Genomic DNA, 13,980 nt, shown 5'->3' on the forward strand with positions numbered 1-13,980 from the left:
GGGCCGCTACTCCAGCCACGTCCCGTCGCGCATGATGACCCTGCCGCGCAGTTCCGGTTCGCCGCGCCACGCCCGCACGTTCTTCGGCACCACCCGCACATACAGGAAGGAACCCTGCTCCGCACGCGGGTCCCACCCGAACTTGGCTGCGAACGCCTCGGCCGGGCCCTGCGGCACGTCCTGGTCGAGGAAGCACTCCGCCTCGCCCTGGAGCAGCATCACGTCGGAGGTGTCCGGCAGCGCCAGGCGCACCCGCGGCTCCTCGCGGACGTTCCGCGCGGTCGCGGACGTGGCACTGGTGCACAGCCACACGGCGCGCCCGTCCCACAGGAACCACAGCGGCACCTGGTGCGGCCCGTGGTCAGGGTGTGCGGTCGACACCCACACATCCCGCTCGGTGACGAGCCGTTCCAGAGTGTCCCGCCTGCGCTCCGCCGTCCGGCGGCGAACGATTCCCGTGGTCCGCATGAGTGCCGACCGTAGCCAGCGGGCCCGGCGCGCACATGAGGCGAGGGACCTACTTCCGGCGACCGACGGCCCCTCCGCCTCTGGGCCGGGACGGCATGCGCGCACCGCTGCCCCCGCTGCGACGGCGTACGGCGCCCTCGGAACAAGCCACGGCCCGGCCGTCCGAGGTTTTCCCCGGCGGTCCGCGGGCACCTGCGAGCCCCCGTCACAGGGCGGTCGCGTACCGGCAGCGGAAGGACACCAGGCATGAGGGATTCATGGAGGCCGCGCACACCCGTGAGCCTTCGGGGCTCGTCGAAGGGTCGACACCCTGGTGTGGGCCGCCGGAGCGGTGCGGTGGCCGGTGTCGCGGCGGCCGCGCTCGGCACGGCGATGGCCGTCGCCCGTGTACGAGCACGGGGTGCGGCCCGCGAAGCGGAACCGCGGGAGGGGCCCTGGCACGTGATCACCGTGGGGCGGCCGCGCGCCGAGCTGCTGCCCGACGGCAAGCTGCCGCCTCCGCTGGACGCCCTGGGCGACGGCGTCGAGGTCCGGGCCGCGGACGCGCCCGGCGGGCGGGGCACGGAGCTGGCCGCCCGGCGCACGGGCCCCGGCGGTGCCGGTGACGGCCTGCGCCGGGTGTCGGGCACCTCCCGGGACCAGCGCATCCGGGCGGCGTTGCGGGAGTGCAAGCAACTCGTCGAGACGGGCGAGGTGCTGCGGACCGACGGACAGCCCGCCGGGAAGCGGAAGCCGGGGGGCTTCCTGGTGGCCCTCGCCGCCCGCCGCGCCCGCGAGGAGGGCCTGCTGTGAAGGCGCTGTGCTGGAACGGCGTCGGCGACCTGGCCGTGGAGACGGTCCCGGACCCGGCGATCCTCAACGACCAGGACGTGATCGTGAAGGTCACCGCCAGTTCGGTGTGCGGTTCGGACCTGCACCTGATCAACGGATACGTCCCCGCGATGCGCGCCGGGGACGTCATCGGCCACGAGTTCGTCGGCGAGGTCGTGGAGACCGGGCCCGCGGTGCGCCAGCGCCGGGTGGGAGAACGCGTGGTCGTCTGCTCGATCCTCGGATGCGGCCGCTGCCGCCCGTGCGAACAGGGCTGGTGGTCGCTGTGCGAGAACTCCAATCCGCAGCCCGCGCTCACCGAGGTGGCGTACGGGCAGCCGACCGCCGGTATCTTCGGCTACTCGCACGCCATGGGAGGGTTCGCCGGAAGCCACGCGGAGTACGTCCGGGTCCCCTTCGCCGATCACGGCGCCTTCCCCGTCCCCGATCAACTCGGCGACCAGGAAGCGGTGTTCGCGTCCGACGCGGTGCCCACCGGCTGGATGGGCGCGGATCTCGGCGGGGTCGGCCCGGGGGACGTCGTCGCGGTGTGGGGCGCGGGTGGCGTCGGGCAGATGGCGGCGCGCGCCGCCCGGCTCCTGGGCGCGGAGCGGGTCGTGGTCATCGACCGGCTCCCCGAGCGCCTGGAGCAGGCTCGACGGCACTGCGACGCCACCACCCTCGACTACACGGACGTCGACGTCGGGCCCGCGCTGCGGGAGTTGAGCGGCGGACGCGGCCCGGACGTGTGCGTGGAGGCGGTGGGCATGGAGGCCCACAGAAGGGCCCGCGGTACGCCTACGACCGGATCAAGCAGGGCCTGCGGCTCCAGACGGACCGCTCGGTCGCGCTGCGCGAGGCCATCCGCGCCTGCCGCAAGGGCGGCACGGTCTCGATCCTCGGCGTCTTCGGCGGCGTACTCGACAAGTTCCCGCTCGGCGCCGCCATGAACAAGGGCCTGACCTTCCGCATGGGGCAGCAGCACGGGCAGCGCTACATTCCGATGCTGCTCCAGCGCATGGCCGCGGGCGAGATCTCCACCGGCCATCTGGCGACGCATCCGATGCCGTTGTCCCAAGGGCCCGAGGGGTACCGGAAGTTCGAGGAGAAGCGCGACGGCTGCGTCCGTGCCGTGTTCCTGCCGCACGGGTGAGCGGACCGAGACGGCCCGGCCCGCCGCGGGCGCCCGCGCGGTGGGCCGGGACGGTTCGGGCGTTCAGCCGTCGGCCCTGCGCTGTGCCCAGCTCCACGCGTACTGCAGCCCGTCGGCCACGGTGACCGCGCTCAGGCCCGTGCACAGCAGGCGGGTGCCGCGGGGCGCGACGGCGTACGACGCCACGAGCGCGCCCGCCACCCAGGCCGAGACGCAGAACGGGCAGGCCACGAGGTCCCCCACGGCTCGTCGGGCGCCGCTGCCGCGCGGCTCGTCCTGGACCTCGCCGCCCTCCCCGTCCTCCGTCCGGCGGGTGAAGGGCGCCCGCAGGAAGCTGGTGACCTTGTCCTTGGCCAGCAGCCGGGACGCCTTGAACGTGGCCGTGCCCAGCAGCGCCACGTCCTGGGGCGGGATGTGCGCGGGTGGCCGTACGCCGCGACGGCGGGCCACCAGGGTGACGAGCACGGCGCTCACGCAGAACGTCGTCGCCAGCGTGGCGTAACCGCCCAGGGGCACATCGTCCTGGTCGTCGTAGCGGGGTGCCGTCGCCGTCACGGAAGCCTCCTGTGTCGGGTGCGCCGCGGGTCGTCCCGGGGCGGCGCCCGGGTGCCCACCGCGCGGGGCGGCACACCCGGCCGGGCACGAGCGTTCCGGCACGCCGAGCCGCCCACGGGGAACTGCGCCATCCCCCGACACGAGCGGCGAGACCATGAGCGACCACACGCCGTCCCAGGCCGAGGGCGACAGGGACGAGGCCTCCGACAGCGGGGACGACAGCGACGACTCGGGGGGGGCGTTCCCGTCTCAGAGCAGCGCCGCTCCCGCCGCGGCCACGGCCGCGAGCACGAGGGTCACCATCGCGTGGAGCGTCACGTCCCGCTCCGCCGAGCGGCGCTCGGCCGCCCGGTCCAGGGTGAAGTCGGCTGGGTCGGCCGGTGTGTGATGGACCGTCACGTCACGGCCGTACGCGTTCGCGGGGTCCGGGAGCCCCGACGCGCAGTGGGCCGTGACCGTCGTGCCGTCCTGGGTGGTGAACGACACGACCGGGGTGAGGGTGGTCATGGTGCGGCCGTCGTCCTGGTCGACGCTGACGTCCTTCAGGACCGCGATGATCCGCCCTGGCACGCTGTCCATCGCGGCCAGCTCGTCGAAGCGGGCGTTCCTGGCGCGTACAGCCCCGGGCAGGTGGGCGGCCGCGAAGGCCGCCGACGGCCCGCCGAGGCCGATCAGCACCCATGGCCATCCCCAGGTGAGCGCGGCGAGCACCACGAGGCCGACGTAGACGAGGAAGACCGCGAGGCCCGGCCAGGCGAGGCCGCGGCTCGGCTCCTCGGGGGCCTGGGAGAAGCGGTAGGCGTGCGGCCTGCCGCGCGGATGGTTCACGCCGATCGCGCGGCCCTCCCACGCCGCGGTGATCACCTCGCCGCGCTCGCCGTCGTTCGTCACCGTGGTCTGCTGCCCCGAGGCCGGGTCGCGGTAGGAGACGACCACCGATATCCCGCCCACGCGGGAGCCGCCGTGCCGAGGCTCCCGCACCCGCTCGATCCGGCCCGTCAGCCGAACCGTCCGCTGCGCCTCGGTCACCCCCGCCAGCGACCTGCCGTACCCGACCAGCGCCACGGCACCCCACCCCGCGCACCACAGCACCACGACCTCGTTCCACCCCATGCGCCCGCCCTCCCGCCGCTGCGGTCAACTGCCGTTGCGCCGCAGCACTTTGCCCCGTCCGTCCGCCTCCAGCGTCCCCGTGCCTCCGTCGCCGGTGACCACGACCCTCAGGGTGACCGCGCCGGTGACGCCGTCGGCGGTCAGCTGCCAGCTGCGCGGCGCGTCGACGCCGAGGCGGGTCCTGGCCTCCTCGACGAGCGCGGGGACGCGGTCGTACGGCAGGGAACGTGGGTCGAATCCGGCGGACTTCACGCCGGTGGGCGCGAAGGCGACCGTCACCATGCGGTCCTGCACGACGACGGTGAGCGCCTCGCGCCTGCCGCCGCCCTGGAGCAACGACTCGACGGCCTCGCGCAGTTCACCCCGGTCGAGCATCGACTGGCCCGGCCCGAGCGTGACCGTACCGGTAGCCGAGGTGATGGTGGTCGTGGACGACGATGACGACGTCGAGGAGGAGGTGGTGGCGGACGGGCCTGGTGCGGCGCTGTTCTCGTCGGAGTCGAAGAGGTCCGCGCGGAACACCACGAGCACGCAGGCCGTGCCCAGCAGCAGCCCGAGGAGGGTGAGGAAGCCACTGGCGCAGCCTTGCGGCGGGTCGCTCTTCATGGCGGGGCCGGGCACGGAGTCCAGGAGTGCCTCGGCCGCCCGCTCCTCCCACTCCGGCGTCGGCCGCTTCACGATGCGCGCCTTCCACGGCCGGTCAGGCGGGTAGGCGACCACCACGATCCCGCGCGGCCGGTAGTCGCGAAGCTCGATGAGGTTGATGTCCTGCCGGATCTCGACGCGGAACCCGGGCTCGTCGTCCGGCGCGACGCTCAGGTCGAAGCGCACGGGTACGTCGCTGGTCTCGCCGCCGACGGCCTCCAGGCTCTCGATCATCGCGAGTGCCGTGCGCGGCGCGACCGCCGCCTCGCGGGCGCGGCGCGGCCGGGTGAGGAGGACGTACAGCAGGCCGTAGACCGCGGGCAGGGCCAGTCCCAGGATGATCAGCGTCCCGCTCCCCGCCACGCATCCGCTGATGAGGGCGGTCAGTGTCGCCCCGATCACGGCGCCCGTCAGGAAGTCCACGGCGAGGTCGGTGGGTCTGTGATGCGCGGGCGGCGCGCCCGCGGTGATCGTCATGCGGCCGATTGTGCACGCAGCGGGGAGCCGTCGACAGCCCCTTCCGCAACCTCGCCTCAGGTGAGCCGCCCACGACCGCACGGGGTGCCCGCTCCCCCAACTGCCCGACGCCGGGCACCGCGTGGACGCGGTGCCCGGCGAGGGGTGGCGCGGTCAGGGACCGCGTGGTGGGGAGTCGGCCAGTGACCGCTCAGTGTCCCGTTCCTCCGCCTTCCGGCTTGGCGGTCGGCGTCCACTTCGTCGCCGCCTTGCCGTTGAGGTCCCAGACCACCTCGCCGCCGCGGACGGTGAGTTCGGTGGTCAGCTTCTGGGTGCCGTCCAGGCGGAAGCCGAAGCTGTCGACGAACCCGAAGGTGCCCTTCTGGTTGTCGAACACCGCGATGTCCGCGGGCGCGCCCACCGACAGGTTCCCCAGGTCGGGCCGCTTGATCGCCTTCGCGGGCTTCCAGGTGGAGGCGTTGACGACGTCCTTCACGGGCATGCCGAGGGCGAGGAACTTCGACATCACGTTGGACATGTCCTTCATGCCCGAGTTCATGCTCGTGATGTGCAGGTCGGTGGAGATGGCGTCGGGGGTGAAGCCCTCCTTCAGCGCCGGGACCGCGACCCGCCAGCCGAAGCTGCCGCCGCCGTGGCCGACGTCGTAGAGGACGCCGCGGTCGCGGCCCTGCTGCATCGCCGGGTTGAGCTTGCCGTCCGGGCCCAGCTCGCCGCGGTTGCCGGAGTAGGCGTGCGAGTAGATGTCGCCGGGGCGCAGCTTCTCGGTGAGCAGCGTCTTCAGGGGGCGCTCGGGGCGGGGCTCGCCGAAGTCGACCAGGACCGGGATGTTGGCGTCCTTGCCCGCCTGGATGGAGTTGTCGACCGGCGTCCACTCCGGGCCCTCGTAGTGCGCCGTCTTGATGCCGACGATGGTGCCCGGGTACTGGAGGGCCTTCGCGGCCGCCGGGCCCGGCTTCATGTCGCTGAGGTCCTGCTCCGCGGGGTTGCCCGCCATGCCCTTGCCGACGATGTTCAGGAAGGCGAGCACGCGGGTCTTGGAGCGGTCGATGGTGTTCTTCTTGAAGAGGTCGAAGTTGGCGGCTCCGGCGGATCCCGCGTCGACCGCGGTGGTGACGCCGGAGCGGAAGGTGAACCCGTCGGGAGCGACGCCGTTCTTGCCGTTGGCGTAGTGGTCCTCGGGTCCGGGGAACAGGTGCGCGTGCAGGTCGATCAGACCCGGCGTGACGTAGTCGCCCGCCGCGTCGACGGTCTTCTTCGTGGCCGTGGTGTCTATGTTCGCGGCCACCTTGGCGATCTTCCCGTCCTTCACGGCGACGTCGCGCACGCCGTCGACGTTGTTCTTCGGGTCGATGACGTGGCCGCCGCGGATGACGAGGTCGTACGCCTCCGCGGTGCGGGCCTTCGATCCGGCGGCCGCGCCGGTGGTGGCGGTGGCGCCCACCGTGGCGCCGACCAGCAGGGCGAGCCCCGCGGGCAGGAGAAGTCGTCGGTGAAGCCGGTCTCTTGTGGGCATGCGGGTTCCCATCTCAGATGTCGGCAATGTGGTCTAGACAACTGTGCCCTATGGTCCGTGGTTCAACCTGTGAGGCGGCCATGCACTCCCTAGGTTGTGTAGGAATCCAGACAGATCCGTCCGCGCCCGGAGCCTCGGTCGACGCGGGGCGGACCGGCCCGGGGACGGCCGTCACGTTGAGCGCTCACGCTCGCGCCGCCGCGTGGATACGGACAGCTCAGGGCGGACCCGCCCCGGATCACCCTCCCGGCCTCCACCCGATGCGCGCCGCGCGCGGCCGCCCGCCTCACCGCCGCCCGGCGTCCGGAGCGGTCGCCGTCGACTCGGGGGTACGCCTGCCCGTCGCGGCCCGCGCGCCACTGCCCGGCGACCGCACGGCACGTGCGCGATTGGGCGCCTGGCCCGCCTTCGGGGCCCCGTACCGGCCGCACTCGATGGGACTCTCGGGGCTTTTGGCTGGTTTGCGTACGTCGCGGGGGTAGCGGGGCACCAGCCGACGGGCGCGCACGAGCCCAGCCCTGGAAGGGGCGAAAAGGGCCGAAATCCCTAGGGGACCTGAGGGTGCGGGAGGTGGTACATCGGGTGCAGGACATGTGCGCGGTCCCTGGGCCCGCGCGGTGAGGGAACGGATGCGGTGTGTGCTTCTCCTGCTCCCGGGAGGTCCTACGGTGGTGCCGGTATGCCTCAGGATGTCGATCTCACCCTGCCCTTCGCCTCGGAGGTCAGCCCCGACCGCGACGCGGCCCGCGAACGCAGCCTGCGCTGGTGTCGCCGGAGCGGGCTGCTCCAGCACGCCGTCGACGAGGAGCGGTTCCTGCGGTGGGACATCGCCGGTCTGATGGCGGCCTGGGCTCCGCGGGCCACCGGTGCGCGGCTGGACCTGATCGTGGACGCGGTGGTCGTCGCCACGATCCTGGACGATCAGTTCGACAGCCCGCTCGTCACGCGCCCCGATCAGGTCGAGGAGGTCTGCGGGGCGTTCCGGTCCGTGATCCGGTCGGGCGGCACCCCTCCCGAGGAGGCCGCCCCGCTTGTCGCCGCCTTCGGGGACGTGTGGCGCCGCCTGTGCCGGGGCGCCTCGCCCGAGTGGACGGCCCGGACCGCCGAACACTGGCGGTGGTACCTGGACGCGTACCGAGCGGAGGCCGTGAACCGGGTCCGGGGCGGACCCCCACGCGCGAGGAGCACTTCGCCCTGCGCCGCCGCTCCGGTTTCGTGTACGCCATGGTCGACCTCAGCCAGCGGGCCTACGGCTTCGAACTGCCGCAGTGGGCCTACGAACGGCCCGATCTGCGCCGCATGCTCGACATCACCGCCGACGTCGTCGACACCCTCAATGACGTTCACTCCCTGGAGAAGGAGGAGTCCCGCGGGGACCCGCACAACCTGGTGCTGGTCATCGAGCGGGAGGACTCCTGCTCGCGAGAGCGCAGCCTCGCCGAGGTGGCCCGCCTCATCAACGCCTGGTGCCGGGAGTTCCTGTTCCTCGAACAGCACATCCTCGACGCGGCGCACCCGACCAGCACCGACACGGACGCCACCGCCGTCCTGGAGCGGTACGCGGACTGCCTGCGCTCCGCGATGTCCGGCTACCTCAGCTGGAGCCGGACCTGCCGACGCTACTCGCAGCTGATCCCCCCGCACGAGCCCGCCCTCATGACGGACCTGATCACCGCCCGCTCACGAAAAGGGAGTTGACCGTGCCTCCCACCTCCGCCGCTCCCCCTGGCCACGGCACCGCGCCGCCCATCGCGCCCCAGCGCGTACCGCTCCTGGGCCACCTGCCGTCGATGGTCCGCGACCCCTTCACGTTCCTTTCCTCGCTGCCCGGCAGTGGCGACCTGGTCGAAGTGCGCCTCGGCCCGGCCAGGGCGATCGTGGTGTGCACACCGGAGCTGACCCGCCATGTCCTCCTGGACGACCGGACGTTCGACAAGGGCGGGCTGTTCTTCGACCGGCTTCGGGAGGTCCTGGGGGACGGCCTGGGGACGTGCCCGCACAGTCGCCACCGGCGCAAGCGGCGGCTGTCGCAGCCCGCCTTCCATAAAGCGCGCATGCCGGGATACGCCGACGTCATGACCGAGCACATCACCGACTCCGTACGTTCCTGGCGTGACCGGCAGGTCCTGGACGACGTGTACGTCGAGATGATGAGGATCACGTCCAGGGTGACCCTGGCGAACCTGTTCTCCAGTTCCCTGCCGCCCGGGGTCAGCCACGCCCGGCTCCTCAACGACATCACCACCGTCTTCGACGGCTGGTACTGGCGCATGCTGACCCCGCCGCCCCTCGACCGGCTGCCGACACCGGGAAACCGCCGCTACCAGCGGGCCAACGCGCGGCTGCGGCGCGACGTCCACGCCATCGTCACCGACCGCCGCGCCAGCATCGCTCACGCCACGGGCAGCGCCGACCACAGCGACCTGCTGTCCGCCCTCCTCACCGCGAGCGACACCGAAGGAGCCAGCCCGGCCCTGTCGGACACGGAGATCGTCGACCTGATGGTGACGTTCCTCCTCGGCGGCACCGAAACCACCGCCACCACTCTGGCCTGGGCGCTGCACCTGCTGGCCCACCACCCCGATGTCGAACGCGCCCTGCACACCGAAGTCGACGCCGTCCTCGTCGGCGGGCCCGCCACCCGGGCCGAACTGCCACGCCTGGAACTGACCGGCCGCGTCATCACCGAGACCCTGCGGATCCACTCGCCGACCTGGATACTCACCCGCACCACCACGACCGACACGGAACTCGGCGGCTACCGGATCCCCCAAGGCACCACGATCGTCTTCAGCCCGTACCTCCTCCATCGCCGGGCCGATCTCCACCACGATCCGGACCGCTTCGACCCCGACCGATGGCTCCCCGAGCGGAACCCGCCGACGAGCGACAGCTTCATCCCCTTCGGCAGTGGCGCCCGCACATGCATCGGCGACACCTTCGCCATCACCCAGGCGACCCTCGCCCTGGCCACCATCGCCTCCCGATGGACCCTGCGCCCCGTCCCCGGTCCAGCGGTCACCGCCGCGAAGAGCGCGGTGTCCCACCCGCGCGACCTGCGCATGCGGATCAACGCACGACGGTGACCGCGGGGGCCCTCAGCAGGGCCACCGAAGCCCATCGATCGGCGGGCGGCCGCACCACGGCTCAGGCGGTGCTGGCGTGACGCCGTGCGTCCTCGGGCTCAGATGGAGAACGGGGCCTGGGCGCGGAAGGAGCGGGTGGCCCTGCCCGACTGGAAGAGGTTGGGGCTCTGGTAGAGCGGCATGGCCTTGGCGACCTGGCGGCGGAGGGTGGCGTACGAGCCCTTGAACGCGCCGTTCTTCCAGATCTTGAGCAGGGTCTCCGTGAACAGTCCGTGGGGGCCGACGCCGTCGCTGGAGGTCTGGTTGTCCTGGCAGCCGGAGATCTGCAGGACGTCGGCCTTGATGTCCTGGAGCTCCCGGGGCGGTACGGAGCGCTGGATCTCGTCGTAGAGCTCCTGGTCGCGCTGGTAGTTGCGGAACTGGGCGTCCTGCGGCAGCGCGCGGACGCGGGCGCGGACCTCGGCGGGCTCGCTGGTGTCGAAGCCGCGCTCCAGTTCGGGGCCGTTGAGGAAGAAGCTGAGGTCGCGGGCGACGGTGCCGCTGTGGCAGCTGTCGGAGAGCAGCACGACGCGTACGTCGTCGGCGAAGGTCCCGAACAGGGCGTGGAGTTCGTCGTCGACGAACTGGCGGTCGTACAGGACCCACGTCTCGTCACTGCCGTCGGGTTCGTCGCCGTTCTTGTCCGGGACCTGGGCGCCGTGGCCCGCGTAGGTGAGGAGGAAGATGTCACCGGAGGCGAGCTGGGTCGCGGCTTCCTTGAGCGCGGCGGTGAGCTTCTCGCTGGTGGCGTCGTGGGTGAGGAGAGTGGCCAGCGGGGTGTAGCCGCCGGACTTGGCGAGGTCGGTCATGGCGAGGGCGTCGTTCTCGGGATTCTTCAGCTGGGCCTTGGTGCCGTAGCGGGCCTCGTCGATCTCGTTGACGCCGATGTGCAGGGACAGTCCTTTGGGCATGGTCGTCTCCTTCGCTCGTGGCCGTGGAGGGTCAGGGGATGTGGGTGGGGCGGGGGATCTCGTGGCGCGCGTGGAAGCGCAGGGTGGGGCAGAGGACCTTGACGACGGCGAACTCGGGCCGGTCGGCGAGGTGTACGGCGATCGGGGCGAAGCCGCTGACGCCGTGGACGCGGCGGCACAGCCAGGCGAGTTCGTCGGTGACGCTGGTGAAGGCGGTACGGAAGGCGCTGACCGTGCGGGTGTGGTCGGCCGTGCGCGGGGGCGGGTGGACGCTGGTGCGGGAGTCGGGGCGGTACAGGGGTGGGAGGTCGTCGCGGGTGCCGGTGATGGCGGTGAGCCGACTCTGGGCCGCCTCGGTGATCGCCCTGGACAGGGCGACGGAGGGGCTGGAGTGGGCGCCGGATCCGGCGGACCAGACGGGGAAGTCCTCGCTCCACACGAAGGCGGTGTAGCAGGGCACCTGCCAGGGGTTGGGGACGAGAGCGATCTCCAGGTGCGCGTCGGCGGCGTGGCACAGGCGGATGAGGGAGGCGTTGAGGGGGTCGGTGACCGAGGCCGGGTCGATGTCGACGCGGCCGTCGCGGCCGGTGTTGTCGAGGCGGGTGAGGCTGTCGCGTTCGATGACCTCGTACAGGGCGTGCAGCGTGGCTTCGGGCACGGTGTTGCCGGAGGCCAGGCCGTTGCTGGACGGCTGGAAGCCCGGGGGCTGCCAGGGGCGTTCGGCGGTGAGGCTCAGACGGACGGCGTCGAGCGGCACGGGGACCGGTTCGCCGGTGATCAGGTCGGTACCGATGACCCAGGGGATCGGGCTGGTGGGGACGATGAGGGAGCCTGGCTCGTGGTCCAGGTCCATCACGTCGTAGGGCAGGTCGAGCGCGGTGGCCGGTACGCCGGTGAGGGCGGGGTCGGGTGCGACGCGTTCGGCGTGCCAGAGCTCGATGGCCTCCATCGCGGCGGAGAGCCTGGCGAGGAGGAGGCTCTGGCCTTTGCCCTGGGAGACGGCGAGGGTCTGGGAGAGCGGGCGGACGGCCATGGCGACGGGCAGGCCGAGGGTGTCCAGGGCGGTGACGTCGGCGACACGCGAGATGCCGTACGCGGCGAGCCGCGGCCGGATGAGGTTCCAGGTGTCGCGCGGGTCGCGCACGCGGTGGGTGCCGTCGGTGAAGACCTTGAAAGGTCCGGCCGCGAGCCCGGGGGCCGGGGCGTGGACGGGGGAAGTGCCGGTCGTCATGGGGCTTCTCCGGCGCCGGTCGGGGTGGGGTGGGGCCGTCTCAGGAGGGCGAGGGCGGCGTCGACGGCGGCGGGGACGTCGGGGAAGCCCCGGTCGCGGGCGCGGGCGAGCAGGCCGACGCGGTCGTGCTCGGGCACGTTCCAGACCTCGTGCAGGTGGAGCCGGGCGTCCCGGCGGGTCCAGTGCCGACCCTCGCGAGGCGCGGAGGGCTGCGGACCGTCGGCCAACAGGGCGTGGAGCCGGTCGCGTTCGGCGGTGGGAGCCAGGGGCGGCCTGGTCGCGCGGGTCAGCGCGGTGGCCAAGGCCCTTTCGTCGCCGAGGAGTTCGACTTCCTCCGGCGTCAGCCAGGCCGCCTTCTGCTCGGCGGTCAGTTCCGGCGGGCGCGGTCCGTCCCTGCGCGCCGCCACGAAGGCGGCCCAGCGGCGGGGGAAGTCGGGGTCGTGGACGCGCTGTTCACGCAGCACGTCCCCGAGGGCCACCGGTCCCGACCCGTCGCGGCCGACGGGCAGGAACTCGGTGACCGCCTCGTCGAGGAACGTCGTCCTCCACCCCGGGTCCTGAGCCCAGTTCCCCGATGCCACCGCGGGCGGTCTACCGGGGTGCGCGTGGGCCAGCTCAAGCGCCACCAGGGCATCGCGGGCCTTGAGGCTGTGCGCCAGGGGATCGTCCGCGACGACGCGGGCCGCGGTCTCGGCCTGCGCCGCCACCTCAGGTGCCGTACGGGCGAGTTGGTGGCGGATGGCCGCCCAGGACCGTTGGGTGTACGACAGCGAGGTGCCCGTGCGCAGGATCTGCTCGGCGGCGGTAGACGTGAGGAAGCCTTCCGCGCTCAGGTGGCCGAGCTGGTGGCGGAGGTCGACCAGCGCCAGCGAGAGGGCGCGGTGGGGAGGGTCCTCGGTGTGGGTGACGGCGACATCGGCGTCCGAGTCGATCTCGCCGTCCCTGTACTGGCGGTAGATCTCACCGGCGCCGACCATGCCGTAGCCGTCGAGTTCCGCGGCGCGCAGGGCTCCGATGCTGGCGGCGCCGATGACGGCCGCGCCCCGGGCGAGGGCCCACAGGATCTCCTTGTGCCGCAGGGGGAGGCTGTGGTGGTAGAGGCCGTCGATGACCACGGCGGTGTCGCCGGGCCCCGGGTCGAGGCGGATGAGGTCGCCGTGGCGGGCCGGGCCGTGGAGTACGGCCGCGGGGAACCGTTCGCGGACGGTGTCGGCCGGGAGGGTGGGCCCGATGAAGACATGGACGTTCACTGATCCGGTTCCCGCGGGTCGTGGGTCGTGGCTGGAGAAGGGGGTACGTCAGCGTGCCGTCTGCGCGGCCGTCAGCCGGGCGACCTGTTCGCGCAGGTCACTGATCTCCCGCTGGCTCTGCTCGAGGAGCCGGTGCAGGGCCTGGACGCAGACGAGGGCGACGCCGTTGGTGTCGACGAGGCTGATGGTCCTGTCGTCGCCGCCCAGGCCGAAGGCGTCCCACCAGTCCTGGGCCATGGGGCCGAGGTGGCGTACGCCGTCGGGGTCGGCCCGGTACCTCCAGGTACTGACGGGCAGTTCGACGACCTTGCGCAGGACGTCGTGCCCGTTGAGCGGCGGGCAGTCGGCGACGGGGGGCGCGGCGGAGGGAGGCGGCCTGCGGGATGCCTCGCGGGCATCCCGCAGGCCGACAGGCTCCGTTACCACTCGACCGCCGCGACGTCGGTCTTCAGGGCGCGGTCGGAGATCGTCGCCGCACGCGTCTGCGGGGGCTCGTCGTCGCCCTTGTCGTCCGCCTTGCGGGTGGCGGCCTTCTTCTCCGCCTCCTGCTTGGCCTTCTCGCTGGCCTGCTGCTGGGCCTTGTCGCCCGCCTGCTGGCGCGAACGGCGGCTCTGATCCTCAGGCTGGTTCTCGCGTGCCTGACGTGCCATGACACGGTCCTTTCCTTATCGATCACGGGCCCGAATTGACCCGCTTTTTCACGCTACGTAGGGCCCCTGGTGGTCACAA

14 protein-coding genes and 1 pseudogene are annotated in these 13,980 nt (G+C 72.6%); 5 read left to right on the forward strand and 10 right to left on the reverse strand.

All coding sequences use genetic code 11. The features are described from left to right. Positions 1-6 precede the first annotated feature (6 nt). Entirely contained in the window at positions 7-468 is a 462-nt protein-coding gene (locus ACOBQU_RS00605; protein WP_423623599.1) for a pyridoxamine 5'-phosphate oxidase family protein, read from the reverse strand. A gap of 336 nt (positions 469-804) precedes the next feature. Here ACOBQU_RS00605 and ACOBQU_RS00610 point away from each other — a divergent pair, with 336 nt between their 5' ends. The 3 genes from ACOBQU_RS00610 to ACOBQU_RS00620 are packed head-to-tail and all read left to right on the forward strand — an operon-like array spanning position 805 to position 2,431. Then, positions 805-1,260 (forward strand): hypothetical protein, encoded by a 456-nt coding sequence (locus ACOBQU_RS00610; protein ID WP_423623600.1) that lies wholly within the window; start codon positions 805-807, stop codon positions 1,258-1,260. Further along, entirely contained in the window at positions 1,257-2,228 is a 972-nt protein-coding gene (locus tag ACOBQU_RS00615) for an alcohol dehydrogenase catalytic domain-containing protein (RefSeq protein ID WP_423623602.1), read from the forward strand. Before ACOBQU_RS00610 ends, ACOBQU_RS00615 begins: the two co-directional genes overlap by 4 nt. Further along, positions 2,225-2,431 (forward strand): hypothetical protein, encoded by a 207-nt coding sequence (locus tag ACOBQU_RS00620; protein ID WP_423623604.1) that lies wholly within the window; start codon positions 2,225-2,227, stop codon positions 2,429-2,431. The genes ACOBQU_RS00615 and ACOBQU_RS00620 overlap by 4 nt, the downstream gene beginning before the upstream one ends. A gap of 63 nt (positions 2,432-2,494) precedes the next feature. Here the strand turns inward: ACOBQU_RS00620 and ACOBQU_RS00625 are convergent, their stop codons facing one another. From ACOBQU_RS00625 to ACOBQU_RS00640, 4 genes are all read right to left on the reverse strand, one after another. Further along, positions 2,495-2,986 (reverse strand): DUF1360 domain-containing protein, encoded by a 492-nt coding sequence (locus tag ACOBQU_RS00625; protein ID WP_423623606.1) that lies wholly within the window; start codon positions 2,984-2,986, stop codon positions 2,495-2,497. A 249-nt stretch (positions 2,987-3,235) separates the two neighbouring features. Continuing rightward, positions 3,236-4,099: a DUF3592 domain-containing protein gene (locus tag ACOBQU_RS00630; RefSeq protein ID WP_423623608.1), complete on the reverse strand. Its 864-nt coding sequence runs from the start codon at positions 4,097-4,099 to the stop codon at positions 3,236-3,238. 24 nt (positions 4,100-4,123) lie between these two features. Continuing rightward, on the reverse strand, positions 4,124-5,221 hold the full coding sequence (locus tag ACOBQU_RS00635) for a hypothetical protein (RefSeq protein WP_423623609.1): 1,098 nt from the start codon (positions 5,219-5,221) through the stop codon (positions 4,124-4,126). Positions 5,222-5,411: 190 nt separating this feature from the next. Beyond that, the gene (locus tag ACOBQU_RS00640; protein ID WP_423623611.1) at positions 5,412-6,734 is read right to left on the reverse strand and encodes an amidohydrolase/deacetylase family metallohydrolase; all 1,323 of its coding nucleotides are present in this window, start codon (positions 6,732-6,734) and stop codon (positions 5,412-5,414) included. An 838-nt stretch (positions 6,735-7,572) separates the two neighbouring features. Here ACOBQU_RS00640 and ACOBQU_RS00645 point away from each other — a divergent pair. Continuing rightward, positions 7,573-8,432 (forward strand): annotated as a pseudogene (locus ACOBQU_RS00645) (terpene synthase family protein). 2 nt (positions 8,433-8,434) lie between these two features. Then, positions 8,435-9,820 (forward strand): cytochrome P450, encoded by a 1,386-nt coding sequence (locus ACOBQU_RS00650; RefSeq protein ID WP_423623612.1) that lies wholly within the window; start codon positions 8,435-8,437, stop codon positions 9,818-9,820. A 98-nt stretch (positions 9,821-9,918) separates the two neighbouring features. Here ACOBQU_RS00650 and ACOBQU_RS00655 read toward each other — a convergent pair whose 3' ends face one another. From ACOBQU_RS00655 to ACOBQU_RS00675, 5 genes are read right to left on the reverse strand one after another with little or no spacing between them, the layout of a single operon-like run. Next, positions 9,919-10,770, reverse strand: a complete 852-nt coding sequence (locus ACOBQU_RS00655; protein ID WP_423623614.1) for a caspase family protein — start codon at positions 10,768-10,770, stop codon at positions 9,919-9,921. A 31-nt stretch (positions 10,771-10,801) separates the two neighbouring features. Then, positions 10,802-12,001, reverse strand: coding sequence for a YcaO-like family protein (locus ACOBQU_RS00660; protein WP_423623616.1), 1,200 nt, complete (start codon positions 11,999-12,001; stop codon positions 10,802-10,804). Then, complete coding sequence (locus ACOBQU_RS00665) at positions 11,998-13,251, reverse strand: TfuA-like protein (RefSeq protein ID WP_423623618.1); 1,254 nt, start codon at positions 13,249-13,251, stop codon at positions 11,998-12,000. The genes ACOBQU_RS00660 and ACOBQU_RS00665 overlap by 4 nt, the downstream gene beginning before the upstream one ends. Before the next feature lie 48 nt (positions 13,252-13,299). After that, the gene (locus tag ACOBQU_RS00670; RefSeq protein ID WP_423623619.1) at positions 13,300-13,677 is read right to left on the reverse strand and encodes a tail fiber domain-containing protein; all 378 of its coding nucleotides are present in this window, start codon (positions 13,675-13,677) and stop codon (positions 13,300-13,302) included. Beyond that, the gene (locus ACOBQU_RS00675) at positions 13,671-13,901 is read right to left on the reverse strand and encodes a hypothetical protein (RefSeq protein WP_423623621.1); all 231 of its coding nucleotides are present in this window, start codon (positions 13,899-13,901) and stop codon (positions 13,671-13,673) included. Before ACOBQU_RS00675 ends, ACOBQU_RS00670 begins: the two co-directional genes overlap by 7 nt. Between the last annotated feature and the right edge of the window lie 79 nt (positions 13,902-13,980).

Origin of the sequence: Streptomyces sp. G45, assembly GCF_049542095.1 — a bacterium.
Classification (GTDB): domain Bacteria; phylum Actinomycetota; class Actinomycetes; order Streptomycetales; family Streptomycetaceae; genus Streptomyces.